Annotated in this window: 3 protein-coding genes; all 3 read left to right on the top strand. The window is 72.7% G+C overall.

Annotated features, from left to right (window positions below; translation table 11 throughout):
* From D0D28_RS10730 to D0D28_RS10720, 3 genes are read left to right on the top strand one after another with little or no spacing between them, the layout of a single operon-like run.
* Positions 1-11,454, top strand: a complete 11,454-nt coding sequence (locus D0D28_RS10730) for a non-ribosomal peptide synthetase (protein ID WP_116110476.1) — start codon at positions 1-3, stop codon at positions 11,452-11,454.
* Complete coding sequence (locus D0D28_RS10725; RefSeq protein ID WP_116110475.1) at positions 11,451-18,632, top strand: non-ribosomal peptide synthetase; 7,182 nt, start codon at positions 11,451-11,453, stop codon at positions 18,630-18,632. Before D0D28_RS10730 ends, D0D28_RS10725 begins: the two co-directional genes overlap by 4 nt.
* Positions 18,626-22,009 carry a non-ribosomal peptide synthetase gene (locus D0D28_RS10720; protein WP_116110474.1) on the top strand — a complete coding sequence of 1,128 codons (3,384 nt, stop codon included), beginning with the start codon at positions 18,626-18,628 and terminating at the stop codon, positions 22,007-22,009. The genes D0D28_RS10725 and D0D28_RS10720 overlap by 7 nt, the downstream gene beginning before the upstream one ends.
* Positions 22,010-22,032 lie beyond the last annotated feature (23 nt).

The raw sequence follows: 22,032 nt of genomic DNA, 5'->3' as shown, positions 1-22,032 counted from the left end.
GTGGCGTCGAGCGTCGAGGACGTCCTCCCGCTCACCCCGTTGCAGCAGGGCATGATCTTCCACGCCCTGCTCGACGAGCGCGCGGACGTCTACACGGTGCAGACCGTGCTGCGGCTGACCGGTGCGGTGGACGCCGAGCGGCTCCGGGAGGCGGCCGAGCAGCTGGTGCGGCGGCACGCCAACCTGCGGGCCGGGTTCCGCACCCAGTCCTCGGGTCAGTTCGTGCAGGTCGTGCGGCGCGCGGTGCGGGTGCCGTGGCGCGTGGTGGACTGCCCGGACGACGGCGAGTTCCAGCGCCTGCTGGACGACGACCGCGCCGAGCCGTTCGATCTCGCCCGGCCGCCGTTGCTGCGGTTCACGTTGGTGCGCCGGGATTCCGGGCACGTGCTCGTGCTGTCGTCGCACCACCTCCTGTGGGACGGCTGGTCCGCGCCGATCCTGGTGCGTGAGCTGCTGTCGCTGTACGGCGGGGAAACACTGCCCCCGGTGCGGCCGTTCCGCGACTACCTGACCTGGCTGTCCGAACAGGACACTGCAGCCGCCGAGCGCGCGTGGGCCGAGGCGCTGGCCGATCTGGACGGCCCGACGCTCGTCGCCGACGGCCCGTCGAGCGGACTGCCGCGGCGGGCCGAGTTTTCGCTGCCCGGGCAGCCGCTGGCGCAGGCGGCGCGCGAGCACGGCGTGACGGTGAACGCGCTCGTGCAGTCCGCATGGGCGCTGGTGCTGGCCGGGCTGACCGGCCGGGACGACGTGGTGTTCGGCGCGACGGTGTCCGGGCGCAACCCGGAGGTGCCGGGCGTCGAGTCGATGGTCGGCATGCTGATCAACACCGTGCCGGTGCGCGTGCGCCTCGCGCCGGACGAGACGCCGGCCGGGCTGGCCGCGCGGGTGCAGGCCGAGCAGGCGCGGTTGCTGGAGCACCAGCACCTCGGGCTCGCCGACATCCAGCGCGCCGCCGGGCAGCCCGCGTTGTTCGACACGCTCGTGGTCTTCGAAAGCTATCCCGGCACCGACCTGGCCGGCTCGCCGCTGGCCGGCGTCGAGGTGCGGGACGCGACGCACTACCCGCTCGCGCTGCTGGTCGTGCCGGGCGAGGAGGTCGTGCTGCGCATCGACCACGACCCGGCGCGCTTCGACGACGCCGCGGTCACGCGCATCGCGGAGCGGGTGCAGGACGTGCTCGGCTGGTTCGTCGCCGCGCCTGGCACGCCGGTCGCGCAGGTCGAACCGCTGCCGGCCGACGAGTGGCGGCAGGTCGTGGTGGCCCCCAACGAAACCGCCGCCGACGTGCCGGAAACGACGCTGCCGGAGCTGTTCGCGGCGCAGGTGGCGCGCACGCCGGACGCCACCGCGGTGGTGTTCGAGGGAACCGCGCTGACCTACGCCGAGCTGGACGCGCGCGCGACGGACCTGGCCCGCCGGTTGGCGGGGGCCGGGGTGGGGCCGGAGCACATCGTCGGCGTGCGGATGGACCGTTCGCTGGACTTGATCGTTTCGCTGCTGGGTGTGCTCAAGGCCGGTGGGGCTTATCTACCGCTGGATCCGTCGTATCCGGCGGAGCGGCTGGGCATGATGGTCGAGGATGCCCGGCCCACGGTGGTTCTTCCTGCCGCGCTGGAAGGCGAGGGGGAGTTGCGGGCGGCGGGGCCGGACAACCCGGCTTACGTCATCTACACCTCGGGGTCGACCGGCCGTCCCAAGGGTGTGGTGGTCAGCCATCGGGCGATCGTGAACCGTCTGTTGTGGATGCAGCACGAGTACCGGCTCACGCCCGAGGATCGGGTGCTGCAGAAGACTCCGTCGTCGTTCGACGTGTCGGTGTGGGAGTTCTTCTGGCCGTTGATCACCGGCGCGACCCTGGTGTTCGCCCGGCCGGAGGGGCACAAGGACCCGCGATACCTGGCCGAACTGGTCGAGCGCGAGCGGATCACCACCGCGCACTTCGTGCCGTCGATGCTGGCCCAGTACGTCGAGACCGGGCGCGGGCCGGCGCGGATCATCTGCAGCGGTGAGGCGCTGCCGCCCGAACTGGCGCGGCAGGCGAGTGAATTCGCCCAGGTGCACAACCTGTACGGGCCGACCGAGGCGGCGGTCGACGTCACCTACTGGCCGGTCCCCGCGGACACCACGACCGTCCCCATCGGACGTCCGGTGTGGAACACGCAGACCTACGTGCTGGACCGGTTCCTGCGTCCGGTGGCGCCGGGCGCGCCGGGCGAGCTGTACCTCGGGGGAGTACAGCTCGCCCGGGGCTACCTGAACCGCGCCGGGCTGACCGCGTCCCGGTTCGTCGCCAACCCGTTCGGCGAGCCCGGTTCGCGGCTCTACCGCACCGGGGACGTCGTGCGCTGGACGGCCGAGGGCGTCCTGGAGTACCTGGGCCGCGCCGACGGCCAGGTCAAGATCCGCGGCTTCCGGGTCGAGCTGGGCGAGGTGGAGGCGGCTCTGCTCGCGCTGGACGGGGTCACCGCCGCGGCGGCCACCGTGCACGCCGGCCGTCAGCAGCTCGTCGGGTACGTCGTCGGCGACGGGCTGGACCCGGCCGCGCTGCGGCGGAACCTCGCCGAGTCCCTGCCCGAACAGCTGGTGCCGTCCGCGATCGTCGTGCTCGACGAGCTGCCGCTCAGTCCGAGCGGCAAGCTGGACCGCCGCGCGCTGCCGGAACCGCAGATCACGCAGACCAGCGCCGAGGCGCGTGACCCGCGCGAGGAAATCCTGGCCGGGCTGTTCGCCGAGGTCCTCGGCGTGCCCGAGGTCGGCCGCGACGACGACTTCTTCGCCCTCGGCGGCCATTCGCTGCTCGCGACCCGCCTGGTCAGCCGCATCCGCCGCACGTTCGGCGCCGACCTGCGGATCCGCGCGATCTTCGACGCCCCGACGGTGGCGCGCCTGGCGCGGCACCTGGACGGCGGTGCCGCGCGCCCGCCGCTGGCCCGCCGCGAGCACGACAGCCCCGTGCCGCTGTCCCCGGCGCAGCGCAGCCTGTGGTTCCTGCACGAGCTGGAGGGCCCGTCGCCGGTCTACAACATCCCGTTCGCCGCGCGCCTGACCGGCCCGCTCGATCTGGACGCGCTCGACCAGGCGCTCACCGACGTGGTGAACCGCCACGACGCGCTGCGCACCCTGCTCACCGCCGGGGGCCAGCGCGTGCTGCCGCCGTTCGAGCGGTTCCCGGTGCAGCGCCACGACGGCCCGGCCGAGGGGTTCGTGCAACGCGCGAGCCGGTACGCGTTCCGGCTCGGCGAGGAGCCGCCGATCCGCGCCGAAGTCGTCCGCACCGGCCCGGATGAGCACCTGTTCGTGCTGGTCGTCCACCACGTCGCGGGCGACGAGTGGTCGGCGCGGCCGTTGCTGCGCGACCTGGGCGAGGCCTACGCCGCCCGCCGCGGCGGACGCGCGCCGGAGTGGGCGCCGCTGCCGGTCCAGTACGCCGACTACACGCAGTGGCTGCAGGACATCCCGGTCGACGATCAGCGCGAATTCTGGCTGAAGCGCCTGGAGGGCCTGCCCGAGGAACTGCCGCTGCCCACCGACCGGCCGCGCCCGCAGCACCCGACGCGCGAGGGCGGCAACGTCACCGTCGAGTTCCCCGCCGCGCTGACCGCGTCGCTGGCGAAGCTGGCCCGCAAACTCGGCGTGACGGACCTGATGATCGCGCAGGCCGCGACCGCGGTGCTGCTGTCCCGCCTCGGCACGGGCGAGGACATCCCGCTCGGCACGCCGGTCGCCGGCCGCACCGACGAAGCGCTGGACGACCTGGTCGGGTACATCGTCAACACGGTCGTGCTGCGCACCGACCTGTCCGGCAACCCGACGTTCCGCGACCTCCTCGCACGCGTGCGCGAGGCGAACCTGGACGCCTACTCCAACCAGGACCTGCCGTTCGAGCGGGTCGTGGAGGCGGTCAACCCGCCGCGCTCGCCGGGGCGGCACCCGCTGTTCCAGATCATGGTGTCGCACCGCGATCCGGCGACCGCGGGCCTGGAGCTGCCGGACGTCGTGGCCGAGCCGATGGTCCCCGCGTTCACCGGCGCCAAGTTCGACCTCGCGTTCCACTTCGGGCCGGAGGACTGCTTGATCAGCTACTCCGCCGACCTGTTCGACGAATCCACTGTGGACTCGCTCGCCCGTCGGCTGGTGCGGCTGCTCACCGCACTCGTCGCCAAGCCGGACCAGCCGGTCGGCCTGGCCGAGATGCTCGGCGACGACGAGCGGGCCCAGCTCGCGGCGTTCAACGACACCGCCGAGGAGCGGCCGCACACCACGCTGACGGAGATGGTCGAGGAGCAGGCCGCCCGCACCCCGGATGCGATCGCGGTCGAGTTCCACGACCGCGGCCTGACCTACGCCGAGCTGAACGCGAAGGCCAACCACCTCGCCCGGCGGGTCGCCGCGGCCGGTGTCGGGCCGGAGCGGACCGTCGGGATGCACTGGGAGCGGTCGCTGGAACTGGTCGTCGGCCTGGTCGCGGTCGAGAAGGCCGGTGGCGCGTTCGTGCCGCTGGAGCCGTCGTGGCCGCAGCGGCGCATCGCCGAGGTGGCGGAGAGTTCCCGGTTCGCCGCGATCCTCAGTGGACCCGAGCACGACGCGCCGGTGCGGGAGCTGGGCGTGCCGGTCGTGCACGTCGATCTGGCGGACGAGGACCCGGAGAACCTGGGCGTGCGGGTGCCGCCGGAGGGCCTGGCCTACGTCATCTACACGTCCGGCTCCACCGGTAAACCGAAGGGCGCGATGATCCGCCACCGCGCGATCACGCACCGCCTGTTGTGGCAGCGCGAGATGCTCGGCTTCGGGCCCGGTGACGCGGCGCTGTTCAAGGCGCCGATGGGCTTCGACATCTCGATCAACGAGGTGTTCCTGCCGCTGGTCACCGGCGGCAAGCTGGTGATCGCCGAACCCGGCGGCGAACGCGACATCGACTACCTGCTGGGCCTGATCGAACGGCACGCGGTCACCTTCACCTACCTGCCGTCGTCCATTCTGGACCTGCTGGTGGGCCTGGACGGCTTCGCCGAACGCGGCCGGTCGCTCAAGCACGTCTGGTGCGGCGGTGAGGTGCTGACACCGGAGCTGTTCGCCCGGTTCCGCGCGGTCAGCGACGCGATCATGTACCACGGGTACGGCCCGGCGGAGGCCACGATCGGCGTCAGCCACGTCGTCTACCGGGACGCGAGCGCGGTCCGCAAGGCCGTGTCCATCGGGCACCCCAACGGCAACACCCGGCTGTACGTGCTGGACCAGCACCTGCGGCAGGTGCCGGTCGGCGTACCCGGCGAGCTGTACGCCGGGGGTGTCTACCTCGGCCGCGGCTACATCAACGATCCGAAGCGGACGGCCGACCACTTCGTCGCCGACCCGTTCGGCCCGCCCGGCTCCCGCTTGTACCGCACCGGCGACCTGGCCCGGTGGCAGCCCGACGGGACGCTGGAGTTCCTCGGCCGCGCCGACAACCAGGTCAAGATCCGCGGCATGCGGGTGGAGCTGGAGGAGATCGAGGCGGTCCTGGAGCAGCACGAAGGCGTCCGGCGGGCGGTCGTGCTGGTGCGCGACGAGCCGAAGCGGCTGGTCGGCTACTGCCTCGGCGCCGAAGTGGACGGTCTGGGCGACTGGCTGCGCACGCGACTGCCCGAGCACATGGTGCCGCGGCGGTTCGTGTTCCTCGACGAGTTCCCGCTGATGCCCTCGGGCAAGGTGAACCGCAAGGCGCTGCCCGACCCCGGGCCGGAGCCGACGGCCGGTGGCCGGGCCGCGGAGACCGAGGCCGAACGGATCCTCTGCCGCGTGATGGCCGAGGTGCTGCGGGTGCCGGAGGTCGGCGCCGAGGACAACTTCTTCGGCCTGGGCGGCGACAGCATCCTGTCCATCCAGTTCGTGAGCAAGGCGCGCGCGGCCGGGCTGCGCATCTCGCCGCGGCAGGTGTTCGAGCACCAGACCGCGGCGGCGCTGGCCCGGGCAGTCGACACCGACGTGGTCGTCGTCGACGGCGATCGCGCGCAGGGCGTCGGCGAGGTGCCGCTGACCCCGGTCATGCGGTGGTGGCGGGAGAGCGGCGAGACGAAGATGGCCCAGGCCGCGTTGCTGCGGGTGCCGCCCGCGGACGGGCCGGAGATCTTCGCCGGGGTGCTTCAGGACGTGCTCGACCACCACGACCTGCTGCGTGCCCGGCTACGGGGCGACGTGCTCGACGTCCGCCCGCCGGGCGCGGTGACCGACGTGCTGGAGCACGTTCCGGGGAACACGCCGGTCGCGGAGAAGTACGCCGAGGCGGTCGAAGCGCTCGACCCGGAGGCGGGCGTGCTGGTGCGGGCGGTGTGGTTCGACCACGGCCCGGAAGAGCCCGGCCGGCTGCTGCTCGTGCTGCACCACCTGGTCGTCGACGGCGTGTCGTGGCGCATCCTGGCCGGGGACCTGGCGCAGGCGTGGGAGGCCCGCGCGTCCGGTCATCCGGCCAAGCTCGACCCGGTGCCCACGTCGTTCCGCTGGTGGGCGCGGCACCTGCCGACCCCGAGCACTGAGCCGTGGAAGTCGTTGCCCCGCGCCGAACAGAACGACGTGCGACCGGCTCCCACGGCTGGCCGCCGGGAGCTGACGCTCGGCTCCGAACTGGTCACCGAGGTGCCGGGCAAGTTCCGGACCGGGGTGCAGGACGTGCTGCTCAGCGCGCTCGCGCAGGCGTTCGGCGAGCCGCGGCTGGTCGCGCTGGAGGGCCACGGCCGCGAGGAGCACCTGGTGCCCGGCGCGGACCTGTCCCGCACGGTCGGCTGGTTCACCAGCGTCTACCCGGTGGAACTGCCCGCCGCCGCGAGCCCACCGCAGATCCAGGAGCGGCTGCGCGCGGTGCCCGACAACGGCATCGGGTTCGGCATCCTCCGCTGGCTGCACGGCGAGCTGACCGGTGTTCCCGACCCGGAGATCGGCTTCAACTACCTCGGCCGGTTCGACGTCTCCGAGGGTTACTGGGTCCCGGCCGCGGAGCAGCTGCCGCAGCCGGAGATCCAGCACCGTCCACTGGAGATCAACGTCGTCACCGAGGACGGACCGGACGGTCCGGTGCTGACGGCGACCTGGTCGTGGACCAGCCGGTTCGCCGATTCCGAAGTGGACCTTCTGATCGGGAAGTGGCAGGACGCCCTACGTGACCTCGCGGCCGCGGAGGAGGTGGCGGAAGTCCTGCCGCTGTCCCCGCTGCAGCAGGGCATGCTCTTCCACGCGCTGTACGACGAGAGCGCCGACGACGTCTACACCGTCCAGTTCGTGCTCGGCCTCACCGGTGAGATCGACGCGGCGCGGCTGCGCCGGGCCGCGCAGGACCTGCTGGTCCGGCACCCCAACCTGCGTGCCGCGTTCGTGCACGACGACGAGCCGAAACAAATCATCCGGCGTGCGGCCGAGCTGCCCTGGGCGGAGCTGACACTCAGCCACGGGGAGTTCGACGCGTTCCTGGCCAGGGACCGGGCGGAGCGGTTCGCGCTCGACGAGCCCCCGCTGCTGCGGATGACCCTGGTGAAGCTGGGCGAGCGGGACCACCGGCTGGTGCTGTCCAACCACCACATCCTGCTCGACGGCTGGTCGCTGCCGCTGCTGGTGCGCGACCTGCTCGCGCTCTACGCCGGCACCGAGCCGCCGTCGCCCCGGCCGTACCGCGACTACCTGGCCTGGCTCGCCGGGCGGGACCGGGACGCCTCCGCGGAGGCGTGGCTGGCCGCGCTGGACGACGTCGAGGAACCGACGCTGCTGGTCCCGGCCGCCTCCCGGGTGCCGATGCACCCGGGCAAGCTGCGCCTCGAACTGCCACCGGAGACCACCGAACGGCTCTACGCGGTCGCCCGGAAGCACGGCCTGACCGTCAACACCGTCGTCCAGGGGCTGTGGGGGCTGGTGCTGAGCAGGCTGACCAACCGGGACGACGTCCTGTTCGGCACCACCGTCTCCGGACGTCCCGCCGATCTGTCCGGTGTGGACGGTATGGTCGGTCTGTTCATCAACACCGTCCCGGTGCGGGTCCGCCTGCGTGGCGCGCTGCTGGACGTCCTGCGCGCGGTGCAGGACGAGCAGGCGCGGCTGATGGACCACCAGTACCTCGGCCTCACCGACATCCAGCGCGCCGCCGGGCACGGCGACCTGTTCGACACGCTGGTCGTGTTCGAGAGCTACCCGATCGACTCCGACGCGGTGAGCGAGAGCGAGCGGGCCGCCGGGATCACGATCGACCGGGTCGAGGTCGAGGACTCCACGCACTACCCGCTGACGCTGGCGGTCGCCGCCGAGGAGCGGTTGTCGGTCGTCTTCGAGTACCGGCCGGACACGTTCGACGAGGCGTGGGCGGAGTCGCTGAGCGGCTGGTTCCGCCGGGCCGTGGAAGCCTTCGCGGCCGACCCCGCCCAGACGGCGACGAGCATCGACCTGCTCGGCGACGAGACCCTGGCCGAACTGCGTCGCATCGGCACCGGCAAGGTCCTGGACGCCCCGGCGACGACGTTGCCCGAGGTCCTGCGCGACCAGGCCCGGGCCACGCCGGACGCCGTGGCGATCGTGGCGGGGGAGACCCGGCTGACCTTCGCCGAGTTCAACGCGCGGGCCAACCAGGTGGCCCGCGTGCTGATCGAGCAGGGGGTGGGGCCGGAGGATGTGGTGGCGCTGCGCATGCCGGCCGGGCCGGACATGCTGATCGCCCTGCTCGCGGTGTTCAAGGCGGGCGGCGCGTACCTGCCGCTCGACCCGGACTGGCCCGCCGAGCGCATCGAGTTCATGCTCGCCGACGCCGCCCCGAAGCTGGTCCTGACCGAGCTGCCACCCGCGACCGGTTCCACCGACGACCTGCCGCCGCGCGCGAAGCCGCAGCACCCGGCGTACGTGATCTACACGTCCGGCTCCACCGGCACGCCCAAGGCCGTCGTGGTGCCGCACAGCTCGATCGCGAACCTGCTGGTCAGCCACCGCACCGACCTGTTCGACCCGGCACGCGAGCGGGCCGGCCGCCCGCTGCGCGTCGCGCACGCCTGGCCGATGGCGTTCGACGCGTCCTGGCAGCCCATGCTGTGGATGTTCGCCGGGCACGAGCTGCACCTGGTGCCGCCGGACACCCGCCGCGAGGACGACCTGCTGCGGGCGTTCCTGCGGGACCACGAGATCGAGTTCGTCGAGCTGTCCCCGTCGCTGCTCGCGCAGGTCGCGACCGAACCAGGCTGGCGCGGCGCGCTCAAGGTGCTCGGCGTCGGCGGTGAGGCGGTGCCCGCGCAGCTGTGGCGGTCGCTGCGGGACGAGCCGGACCTGGCCGTGTGGAACCTCTACGGCCCGACCGAGTGCACAGTGGACTCCGCGGCGTGCGACTTCGACCGCACCGAGAACCCGTGCATCGGCTCGCCGGTCGGCAACGCGCGCGCCTACGTCCTCGACCGGCACCTGCGGCCCTGCCCGCCGGGCGTGGAGGGTGAGCTGTACCTGTCCGGCGCCGGTCTCGCCCGCGGCTACCTGCGGCGGCCGGGCACGACGGCGGAGCGGTTCGTCGCCGACCCGTTCGGCGAGCCCGGCACCCGGATGTACCGCACCGGCGACGTGGCGCGCTGGAACGCGGAGGGCCTGATCGAGCTGCTCGGCCGCGTCGACGACCAGGTCAAGATCCGTGGCTTCCGCATCGAGCCCGGCGAGATCGAGGCCGTGCTGCTGCGCGACGAGCGGGTGGAACGCGCGGTCGTGGTGCCGCGCGAGGACACGCCCGGAGTGAAGCGGCTGGTCGCCTACGTGGTCGCGAGCAGCACGGACGGTCTGCGGGAACAGGTCGCGGCGGCCCTGCCGGAGTACATGGTCCCGGCCGCGATCGTCGCGGTCGAGAACTTCCCGTTGACGCGCAACGACAAGCTCGACGTCAAGGCGCTGCCCGCGCCGGACTACACGAGCACCACGTCCCGGCCGCCCGCGACGGACCTGGAGAAGCGCATCGCCGGGCTGTTCGCCGAGGTCCTGGGCCTGCCCGAGGTCGGCGCGGACGACAGCTTCTTCGCCCTCGGCGGGGACAGCATCGTGTCGATGCGGCTGGTCAGCAAGGCCCGTGGCGCCGGACTGGCGTTCACCCCGCGGGACGTGTTCGAGCAACGGACGGTGGCAGCCCTGGCGCGGGTCGCCGGGGACGCCGTGCACCGCGCGGACTCCGACGCCGGCATCGGTGAGGTGCCGCTGACCCCGATGCTGCACTGGCTCACCCGCAACCAGCCGTACGGCCAGCTCAGCCAGGCCCGGATGCTCTGCACCCCGGCCGGGCTCGGCCTGGACCGGTTGCGTGAGCTGGTGCAGGCCCTGCTGGACCGGCACGACGTACTGCGCGCGACCTTCGACGGTACGTTCGTCGTCCGCCCACGGGGCGCGGTGGACGCCAGCGCTTGCGTCACCCGGATCGACGCCCGCGACCTGCCGTACGAGGAGATCGCCGACCGTCTGCCGGACCTGATGCGGGAGATCCGGCTCGATCCGCCGTCCGGCGACCTGGTGCGGTTCGTCTGGTTCGACACCGGCCCGGACCGCCCCGGCAGGCTGCTCGTCGTGCTGCACCACCTCGTCGTGGACGGCGCGTCGTGGGGCGTGCTGGTGCCCGAGCTGGCGGAGCTGTGGGTGGGCCACGAGCTGCCGCCGGTCGGCACGTCGTACCGCGAATGGGCGCGGGCCCTGCCCGAGGTCGCGCGAGCGAAGGCGAGCGAGATGCCGCTGTGGCGGGACATCCTGTCCGGACCGGACCCGGTGCTCGGCACCCGCCGCCTCGACCCGGCCGTGGACACCCGCGCGTCCATGCGAGCCACGCGGACGTTCCTCGACCCCGAGGTGACCGGCAAGCTGCTCACCGAGGTGCCCGAGCGGCACGGCGTCACGATCAACGACGTCCTGTTGGCCGGGCTCGCGCACGCGGTGTCCCGCTGGCGCGGCACTGGCGACACGTCGCTGCTGCTCGCGCTGGAAGGCCACGGCCGGGAGGAGCAGATCGTGCCCGGCGCGGACCTGTCCGGCACGGTCGGCTGGTTCACCAGCGTCTTCCCGGTGCGGGTGGACCCCGGCGACCTCACCGGCGGTGTCCACAACGGACTGGTGCGGGTGCACGAGCAGCTCGCCCTGCCGGACAAGGGCATCGGCCACGGCCTGCTCCGCTACCTCAACCCGGACACCGCCGCCGAGCTGGAGGCGCTGCCCGAGCCGCAGCTGGAGTTCAACTACCTCGGCCGGCTCACCGTGGGCGAGCGCGACGGCGAGCCGTGGTCCGGCGCGCCCGAGGCGGGCGCGATGGGCGGTGGCGTGGACGACGACATGCCCGCGCCGTACTGCCTGGTGCTCAACGTGCTGGTCCGCGGCTCGACGCTGGAGGCCGACTGGCAGTGGCCGTCCGCGTTGTTCACCGAAGACCGCATCCAGCAGCTGTCCCGCGAGTGGTTCGCCGCGCTGACCCTGATCGCGCAAGGAGGCCCCCGGTGAGTGACCTCGCCGCCCGCAAACGTGAGCTGCTGCGCCGACGGCTGGCCCAGGCCGGCCTGGCCGGCACGACGTCGATCCCGAAGCGGGACTCCGACGACGACATGCCGCTGTCCTACGCGCAGTCGCGGATGTGGTTCCTGCAGCAGCTCGACCCGGCCAGCCCGGCGTACAACGTGTGCCTGGCGATCACCCTGCGCGGCGCGCTGGACAAGGCCGCGCTGCACCGGTCGTTCCAGCGGCTGGTCGAGCGGCACGAAATCCTGCGCACCCGGTACGTCGCCGGGCCGGACGGCGAGCCGCGGCAGATCGTCGACCCGTACGCCGTGGTGACGATGCCGGAGTCGGACCTGCGCGGGCTGTCCGAAGCGGACCGGGACCGGACCGTCGAGCGGGTCGCGCGGGAGGAGTCGGCGCACGCGTTCGACCTCGCAACGGAGCACTCGCTGCGGCTGCGCCTGCTGCGCCGCGGCGACGACGACCACGTGCTGGTGCTGACCGTGCACCACATCGCGTGGGACGGCTACACGTTCAACACGCTCTCCCGCGACCTGTCTGCGCTGTACCGCGAGGACACCACGGGGCAACCGTCCGGTTTGGACCCGCTGCCGGTGCAGTACGCGGACTTCGCGGTGTGGCAGCGGAAGACGCTGACCGACGAGAAGCTGGCCGGAGATCTGGACTACTGGCGCCGCGAGCTGGCCCCGGCGCCGGAGAACCTGCCGCTGCCCACCGACCTGCCCCGCCCGCCCGCGCGGTCCGACCGCGGGGACCGGCGGTTCCACACCTTCGACCGGGCGGTGACCGACCGGATCGGCGAGTTCGCGCAGGCCCGCGGGGTCACCCCGTTCATGGTGGTGTTCGCCGGGTACGCGGCGCTGCTGTCCCGCTGGACCGGCGCGACGGACGTGCCGATCGGGTCGGCGTCGATGAACCGCGACGCCGGTGAGGTCGAGCGGCTGATCGGCAACTTCGGCAACACGCTCGTGCTGCGGGCCGACCTGTCCGGCGACCCGTCGTTCGCGGAGCTGGTGGACCGGGTGCGGCGGGTGTGCACCGACGGGTACGCGCACCAGGACCTGCCGTTCGACCTGCTCGTCGAGCGCCTGCGGCCGCCGCGCGTGCCGGGCCGGTCGGTGCTGTTCGACGTGATGCTGTTGTTCCTGACCCAGGGGTTGCAGGGCTTCGACCTGCCCGGCGTCGAGGCGAGCTGGGAGACGGTGCACAACGACACCACGCAGTTCGACCTGGCGCTGGAGGCGTTCCTGGTCGACGGCGAAATGCGGGTCGAGGCCACGTATTCGACGGAGCTGTTCGCTGCCGCCACGGTGGACCGCTTCCTGGCGCACCTGGAATCGCTGCTCGACGCGGCGGTGGGGGAGCCGGAGCGGCCCGTGTCGCGCCTGGAGTTCTTCCCGGACACCGTCCTGATCGGCGACGCGCGTGAGGTACCGGCGACGACGCTGCCGGAGCTGTTCGCGGCGCAGGTGGCGCGAACCCCGGACGCGACGGCGGTGGTGTTCGAGGGCGCGTCGTTGACCTACGCCGAGCTGGACGCCCGCACCACCGCGCTGGCTCAGCGGTTGGCGGGTGCTGGTGTGGGGCCGGAGCACATCGTGGCGGTCCGGCAGGACCGCTCACTCGATCTGATCGTTTCGCTGCTGGGAGTCCTCAAGGCGGGTGGGGCTTATCTGCCGCTGGATCCGTCGTATCCGGCGGAGCGGTTGAGCATGATGATCGAGGACGCTCAGCCCACCGTGGTTCTTCCCGCCTCACTGGAAGTTGACGGGGAGTTGCGGGCGGCGGGCCCGGATACTCCGGCGTACGTCATCTACACCTCGGGCTCCACGGGCCGTCCGAAGGGCGTCGTGGTCAGCCATCGGGCGATCGTGAACCGTCTACTGTGGATGCAGGCCGAGTACGGGCTGACGCCCGAAGATCGGGTGCTGCAGAAGACGCCGTCGTCGTTCGACGTGTCGGTGTGGGAGTTCTTCTGGCCGCTCATCACCGGGGCGACCCTGGTGTTCGCCAAGCCCGGCGGGCACAAGGACCCCCGTTACCTCAGCGAGCTGATCGCCCGGGAGCGGGTCACCACCGTCCACTTCGTCCCGTCGATGCTGCGGGCGTTCGTCGAGTCCGGCGCCCGGCCGAGCAGCCTGCGCCGCGTGATCTGCAGCGGCGAGGCCCTGCCGTCCGACCTCGCGCGCGAACTGCCGCACGTCCACAACCTGTACGGGCCCACCGAAGCCGCCGTCGACGTCAGCCACTGGCCGGTGGCCGAGGGCGCCGGCACCGGAACCGTGCCGATCGGGCGGCCGGTGTGGAACACGCAGCTCCACGTGCTGGACCGGCACCTGCAGCCGGTCGCGCCCGGCGCCGTCGGCGAGCTGTACCTGGGCGGCGTCCAACTGGCGCGTGGCTACCTGAACCGGCCCGGGCTCACCGCGTCGCGGTTCGTCGCCGGACCGGACGGGCAGCGGCTGTACCGGACCGGGGACCTGGTCCGCCGCACCGGGGACGCCCTGGAGTTCCTCGGCCGCGCCGACGACCAGGTCAAGATCCGCGGGTTCCGCGTCGAGCTGGGCGAGATCGAGGCCGCGCTGACCGCGCTGCCCGAGGTGGTCAACGCCGGGGTGGTCGCGCGTCCGGACCGGCAGCAGCTCATCGGATACGTCGTCGCCAAGCCCGGTGCCGACGCGGCGGCCATCCGGCGGAAGCTCGGCGCCACCCTGCCCGAGCACCTGGTGCCGTCGGTGATCACGTTCCTCGACGAGCTGCCGCTGAGCCCCGCCGGCAAGCTCGACCGCAAGGCGCTGCCCGAGCCCGGGGCCGCCACCGTCGCCGAGGAGCCGGAGACCGAGCGCGAGCGCGCCTTGGCCGCGTTGTTCGCCGACCTGCTCGGCGTCGAGCGGGTCGGGCGGCACGACGACTTCTTCGCCCTCGGCGGGCACTCGCTGCTGGCGACCAAGCTCGTCGGCCGCGTCCGCGCGGACCTCGGCATCGACGTCGCGATCGGGACCGTCTTCGACGCGCCCACCGTCGCCCGCCTCGCCACGGCGCTCGACGGCGGCACGCAGAAGCGGCCCGCGCTCACGCCGATGCCGCGCCCGCGCCGGACGCCGTTGTCGTCGGCGCAACAGCGGTTGTGGTTCCTGTACCGGCTGGAAGGCCCGAGCGCCACCTACAACGTGCCGTTCGCGGTGCGCCTGGACGGCCCGCTCGACGTGGACGCGCTGCGGGCCGCACTCGCCGACGTCGTGAGCCGCCACGAGGTGCTACGCACGATCTACCCGGAGTTCGAGGGCAAGCCCTACCAGCAGGTGCTCGACACGATCCCGCCGCTGATCCTCGATGAGGGCTCACCGCGCGAGGCCGCGCAGCGGGCGTTCGAGCTGGACCGCGAGCCGCCGTTCGAGGCGCGGTTGTTCCGCGACGGCGACTCGCACGTGCTGTCCCTGCTGACGCACCACATCGCGAGCGACGGCTGGTCCACCGAACGGCTGCTGGCCGACCTGACCACCGCCTACACCGCCCGCCTGCAGGGCCGCAGCCCCGGCTGGGCGCCGCTGCCCGTGCAGTACGCCGACTACGCGCTCTGGCAGCGCGACCTGCTGGGCAACGACGCCGACCCGAACAGCCTGGCGTCCACCCAGCTCGCCTACTGGACGCGGCAGCTCGCCGACCTGCCGGACGAGATCAGCCTGCCGGCCGACCGGCCGCGCCCGGCGGACCCGTCGTTCGCCGGGGACGCGGTGCGGTTCCAGCTGCCGCCGGAGACCCACCGGGCGCTGGCGGAGCTGGCGCGGCAGACCGGGGCCACGACGTTCATGGTCGTGCAGGCCGCCGTCGCCGCGCTGCTCGGCCGGATGGGCGCGGGGGAGGACGTGCCGATCGGCGCGCCCGTCGCCGGCCGCACCGACGACGCCCTGGCCGGCCTGGTCGGGTTCTTCGTCAACAACCTCGTGCTGCGCACGGACTTGAGCGGCGACCCGACGTTCCGGCAGCTCGTCGACCGGGTCCGGCGCGCCGACCTGGACGCGTTCGCCCACCAGGACCTGCCGTTCGAACGGCTCGTCGAGGCGCTCAACCCGGCCCGGTCGATGGGGCGGCACCCGCTGTTCCAGGTCATGCTGGCCTACCAGCGGGCGCCCGGCGGGCCCGTGCCGTTCGGGCACGCCTCGCTGCGTGCGGAGCACGTCGACTTCTACGCGGCGCGGCTGGACCTGTCGTTCCACCTGTTCGAGCAGGACGCGGGCATCGACGGATGGCTGGTCTACAGCACGGACCTGTTCGACCGGTCCACGGTGGACGACCTGGTGGCCCGGTTCACGCGCCTGGTCGGCAATCTGGTGGCGGACCCGGACCGGCGGCTGTCCACGACCTCGGTGCTGACCGCCGCGGACGTGCTTCCCGCCGGGGAAGTGCGGGAAGTGGCGGCGACGACGCTGCCGGAGCTGTTTGCCGAGCAGGTGGCGCGCACGCCGGACGCAACGGCGGTGGTGTTCGAGGGCGCGTCGTTGACCTACGCCGAACTGGACGCCCGCGCCACGCTCCTGGCGGAACAGCTGGCCGGAGCGGGGGTGGGGCCGGAGCACATCGTGGCGGTCCGGCAGGACCGTTCGCTGGACCTGATCGTTTCGCTGTTGGGTGTGTTGAAGGCGGGTGGGGCTTATCTGCCGCTGGATCCCTCGTATCCAGCCGAGCGGTTAGGCATGATGATCGAGGATGCGCAGCCCACCGTGGTTCTTCCCGCCTCGCTGGGCGAACCCGGTGAAACACGGGCGGCGGGCCCGGACAACCCGGCCTACGTCATCTACACCTCGGGCTCCACCGGACGCCCCAAGGGGGTCGTGGTCAGCCACCGCGCGATCGTCAACCGTCTACTGTGGATGCAGAACGAGTACGGTCTCACGCCCGAGGATCGGGTGCTGCAGAAGACCCCGTCGAGCTTCGACGTGTCGGTGTGGGAGTTCTTCTGGCCGCTCATCACCGGTGCCACGCTGGTGTTCGCCCGGCCCGAGGGGCACAAGGACCCGGAGTACCTGGCCGACCTGATCGCCCGCGAGCGGATCACCACCGCGCACTTCGTCCCGTCGATGCTACGGGCGTTCGTCTCCTCGGGCGGTGACCTGTCGGTGCTGACGCGGGTGATCTGCAGCGGCGAGGCCCTGCCGTCCGACCTGGCGCGACCGAACGTGCACAACCTCTACGGCCCCACCGAAGCCGCGGTCGACGTCACCTCCTGGCCGTGCACCGAAGGCGCCGGCCAGGGCACGGTCCCGATCGGACGGCCGGTGTGGAACACGCAGGTCCACGTCCTGGACCGGTACCTGCGACCGGTACCGCCGGGCGTCACCGGCGAGCTGTACCTGGGCGGCGTCCAGCTGGCCCGCGGCTACCTGAACCGGCCCGGGCTCACCGCCGCCCGGTTCGTCGCCGCGCCGGACGGGGAGCGGCTGTACCGCACCGGCGACCTGGTCAAGCACCGCGACGGGGTGCTGGAGTTCCTCGGCCGCGCCGACGACCAGGTCAAGCTGCGTGGCTTCCGGATCGAGCTGGGTGAGGTCGAGGTCGCGCTCACCCGCGCCGGTGCCCGCAGCGCGGTCGCCGTGGTGCGCGACGACCGCCTGATCGCCTACGTCCTCGGCGAAGCGGACGCGAACAGCCTCGCCCGCGAGCTGCCGGACCACATGATCCCGTCCGCGATCGTCCAGCTGGACGAGTTCCCGCTGACCCCCAGCGGCAAGCTCGACCGCAAGGCCCTGCCCGCACCCGACTTCGCCGCGCTGGCGGGCACAGCCGAGCCCGCGACCGAGCGGGAGGCGCTGCTGTGCCGGCTGTTCGCCGAGGTCCTGGGCCTGGCCGAGGTCGGCGCGCAGGACAGCTTCTTCGCCCTCGGCGGGGACAGCATCGTGTCCGTCCAGCTGGTCAGCCGCGCCCGCAAGGCCGGGCTGACGATCACGCCGCGGCAGGTGTTCGAGCACCACACCCCGGCCGGGCTCGCCGCGGTCGCCGAAGCCGCCGTGGTGGAGACCGACGACGGCACCGGCCGGATCGAGCCGACCCCGATCATGCGCTGGAGCGAACGCGGTCTCGCCCAGGCGATGCTCCTGGTCGCGCCGGACGGCCTCACCCGCGACGACCTGGTGCGGGTGGTGCGGGCGATCCTGGACCGGCACGACGTGCTGCGCGCCCGCTGGGACGGCGCCTTGATCGTCCCGGCCGAGTCCTTCGACGCGGGCGAGATCGTCCGGGACGCCACCGGGAACCTCGACGAGGAACTGCGCGCCGCCCGCGAGCGGCTGACCGACGAGCGGTTGCTGCAGGTCGTCCGCTTCCCGGACCGGGTGCTGATCGTCGCCGACCACCTCGTCGTGGACGGGGTCTCGTGGCGCATTCTGATGGACGACCTCGCCGAAGCCTGGCGCGGCACCACGTTGACCCGCACCGGCACGTCGTTCCGGCGCTGGAGCGAACTGCTCGCCGCGCAGGACCGCGGCGCGGAAACCGGGCTGTGGCGGGACATCCTGGACGGCGCCGACCCGGTGTTCGAACCCGGCGGCGAACGGCACGAGACCGAGTTCAGCGTGCCGCTGCCCGACGGAGCCGAGCAAGCCGGCGTGCCGGAGCTGCTGATCAGCGCCTTCGCCGAGGCGCTGGAAACCTGGCGCGGGCGGGGGGACGCGATGATCGCGGTCGAAGGACACGGGCGCGAGGAACAGCTCGGGGCCGACCTGTCGGCCACGGTCGGCTGGTTCACCACGATCTTCCCGCTCCGGCTGCGCCCGGGCACCCGGTTGCGCGACATCCGCGACCAGCTGGACAGCCTGCCCGACCACGGCCTCGGCTACGGGCTGCTCCGCCCGCTCGGCCTGCCGGAGCCGACGATCGTCGTCAACTACCTCGGCCGCCTGCGGTCCGGGACCGGCGAGCCGTGGACGGTCGCGCCCGAGGCCCCGATGCTGCGGGTGCCGCCGCGCGTCCCGCAGTGGGCGATGGAGGTCAACGCGGTCAGCGTCGACGGGCAGCTGCGCGTCGCGATCACCGGGCCCGCGGTGCCCGAGCTGACCGAGCTGTTCCGCAAGGCGCTGAGCAGCGCGCCGACCGCGCTGGACACCGCACTGGTGGACGTTTCCGAAGAAGACATCGACGAGTTCGAAGAGGAGCTGGGCACGTGGTGAGTCAGCAGCCGACGGTGGGAGAGCTCCTGCGCGAGGTCACCGACCTGCTGGGGCCCGAGGCGGCGGAACTGTCCGAGAACGACAGCCTCATCGAATGGGGCCTCGACTCGATCCAGCTCATGCAGGTCGCGAACAAGTGGCGCAAGCAGGGCATCAAGGTCGGCTTCGCCAAGCTGGCCAAGAACCCGACCCTGGCCGGGTGGCGCGACATCCTCGCCACCGCGGCCGGGGTCGCGCCCGAGCCGGAGGTGACCGTCGAGGTCGACGAGACCGAGCCGTTCCCGCTCGCGCTGATGCAGCACGCGTACTGGATCGGCCGGGACGAGGAGACCACGCTCGGCTCGGTCGCCGCGCACCTCTACGTCGAGTTCGACGGCCCGGACCTGGACCCGCAGCGCCTGGACGTCGCCGTGCGCAAGCTCGTCGCCCGGCACGGCATGCTGCGCGCGGCCTTCGGTGACGACGGCCGTCAGCGGATCCTGCCGGAGCGCGCCCAGCCGTCGCTGCTCGTGCACGACCTGCGCGACCTCGACGAACACGCCGAGTCGCGGCGCCTGGCGGAGCTGCGGGACGCCTCCTCGCACGCTCGACTGGACGTCGCGAACGGCGAGGTGTTCAAGATCCAGCTCAGCCGCCGGTCCGGCGACCGCGCACGGCTGCACGTGGACGTGGACATGCTCGCCGCCGACGCGCTGAGCTACCGCGTCCTGCTCTCGGACCTGGCGCGGTTCTACGACGAGCCGGACACGGAGCTGGCGCCGATCGGCTACAGCTACCCGCGTTACCTGGCCGAACGCGAGGTGACCCGTCAGGCCGAGCAGGAGAAGGCTCGCGAGTGGTGGCAGCGGCGGGTTCCCGAGCTGCCGGGCGCGCCCGACCTGCCGCTGGTGCCGGAAACCGAGCGCGCCGACGCCACCCGCGTCACCCGGCGGCACCACTGGCTCGCGCCCGAGGACCGCAAGCGCCTCGGCGCCCGCGCGCACGAGCACGGCCTGACCCCGGCGATGGTGGTCGCGGCCGCGTTCGCCGAAACCCTGTCGTCGTGGAGCGCGCAGCCGCGGTTCCTGATGAACCTGCCGATGTTCGACCGGCAGAGCACCCACCCGGACGTCGACAAGCTGGTCGGCGACTTCACCAGCTCGGTGTTGCTGGAAGTCGACTTCTCGACCGAGGCGTCGTTCGTGGAGCACGCGAAGGCGTTGCAGGACCGGATGCACGCCGATGCCGAGCACGCCGCCTACTCGGGTGTGGAGGTGCTGCGGGACCTGTCCCGGCACCACGGTGAGCAGGTGCTCGCGCCGGTGGTGTTCACCAGCGCGCTCAACCTGGGCGAGCTGTTCGACGCGCGGGTGCGGCGGTGCTTCGGCGAGGCCGTGTGGATCATCTCGCAGGGCCCCCAGGTGCTGCTGGATGCCCAGGTCACCGAGGTCAACGAGGGCCTGCTGATCAACTGGGACGTGCGGGAGCACGCGTTCCCGGCCGGGATGATCGACGCGATGTTCGCCGCGTTCCAGGACCTCATCACCCGGCTCGGGCAGCGGGACGACGCGTGGGAGCAGCCGGTCGGCGGCGCGCTGCCGCGGGAGCAGGCCGAGGTGCGGGCGCGGGTCAACGCGACGGACGGGCCGCGCAGCGGGCGGCTGCTGCAGGACGGGTTCTTCGAGCTCGCCCTGACGCAGCCGGACGCGCCCGCGCTGCTGTGGGGTGCCGATGGGGTGCTCAGCTACGGCGCGCTGCGTGACCGGGCACTGCGGATCGCGAAGTCGTTGCAGGACAAGGGTGTCGTCGCGGGTGACCTGGTCGGGGTGAGCCTGCCGAAGGGCCCGGACCAGATCGCGGCGGTGCTGGGTGTGCTGGCCGCGGGCGCCGGGTACGTGCCGATCGGTGTCGACCAGCCGGCGGCGCGGGCGGAGCGGATCCGGCGGATCGCCGGGTTCTCGCACGTGCTGACGTCCGCCGAGGAGGCGGCCGAGCCGCTCGCCGAGCCGGTGCGGGTGGACGCGGAGCAGATCGCGTACGTGCTGTTCACCTCCGGTTCGACGGGGGAGCCGAAGGGCGTCGAGGTGCCGCACCGGGCGGCGATGAACACCATCGACGACCTCAACGAGCGGTTCTCGGTGGGCTCGGACGACCGGTGCCTGGCGGTGTCCGCATTGGACTTCGACCTGTCCGTGTACGACGTGTTCGGCCTGCTGTCCGCGGGCGGCGCGGTGGTGCTGGTCGAGGAGGGTGACCGCAAGGAGGCGCGGCAGTGGGTCGAGCTGGCCGCCTCCCGCCGGGTCACGCTGGTCAACTGCGTGCCGGCGCTGCTGGACATGCTGCTGTCCGCCGCGCGGCCGGGCGAGCTGAGCGGGCTGCGGACGGTGTTGCTGGGCGGTGACTGGGTGGGCACGGACCTCCCCGGCCGGGTGGCGGAGCAGGCGCCGCGGTGCCGGTTCGCCGGACTCGGTGGCACCACGGAGACGGCGATTCACTCGACGGTGTGCGAGGTGCACGGGGTGCCGTCGACGTGGCGTTCGGTGCCGTACGGGACGCCGTTGCGGAATGTGGTGTGCCGCGTGGTGGACGCGCGCGGGCGGGACTGCCCGGACTGGGTCGCGGGGGAGCTGTGGATCGGCGGCGACGGGGTCGCGCACGGATACCGGGCCGATCCGGAGCGGACCGCGGACCGGTTCGTGTCGTACGAGGGCCGCCGCTGGTACCGGACGGGTGACCTGGCACGGTACTGGCCGGACGGGACGCTGGAGTTCCTGGGGCGCCGGGACTTCCAGGTCAAGGTGCGGGGCGTGCGGATCGAGCTGGGCGAGGTCGAGGCCGCGCTGGCCGAGTTCCCCGGGGTGCACCGGGGCGTGGCGGGGGTGGCCGGGAACCAGCTGGTGGCGGCTGTCGGGGGCGCGGTGGACGGGGACGAGGTGCGTGAGTTCGTCCGGACGCTGTTGCCGCCGCACATGGTCCCGGCGCGCGTGGTGGTGCTGGACGCCCTGCCGCTGACCGCGAACGGCAAGGTGGACCGCCGCGCGGTGGCGGCGCACTGGGAGGCGTCGGCGGACAGTTACGTCGCCCCGGAGACGCCGGTGGAGCAGGTGCTGGCCAAGGTGTGGGCCGAGGTGCTCGAAGTGGACCGCGTCGGCCGCGACGACCCGTTCTTCGCGCTCGGGGGTGATTCGGTCCTGGCGACGATGATCGTCGGCCGGCTGCGGGAGGCGCTGGACACGTCCGAGGTGAGCGTGCGGACGCTGTTCTCGTCGCTGACGGTGGGCGCGATGGCTGCCCGGCTGGTGGCCGAGCAGTCGGTGCCGGGGCGGCTGGAGCAGGTGGCGGAGATCTACCTGGAGGTGGACGCGCTGTCCGAAGAGGATTTGAACGCGCAGTTGTGAGGTCCGCTACGCGGGTTTCTCAA

Origin of the sequence: Amycolatopsis ruanii (assembly GCF_003385175.1) — a bacterium.
Taxonomy (GTDB): domain Bacteria; phylum Actinomycetota; class Actinomycetes; order Mycobacteriales; family Pseudonocardiaceae; genus Amycolatopsis_E; species Amycolatopsis_E thermalba.
This window is presented reverse-complemented; position numbering and strand designations above follow the sequence as displayed.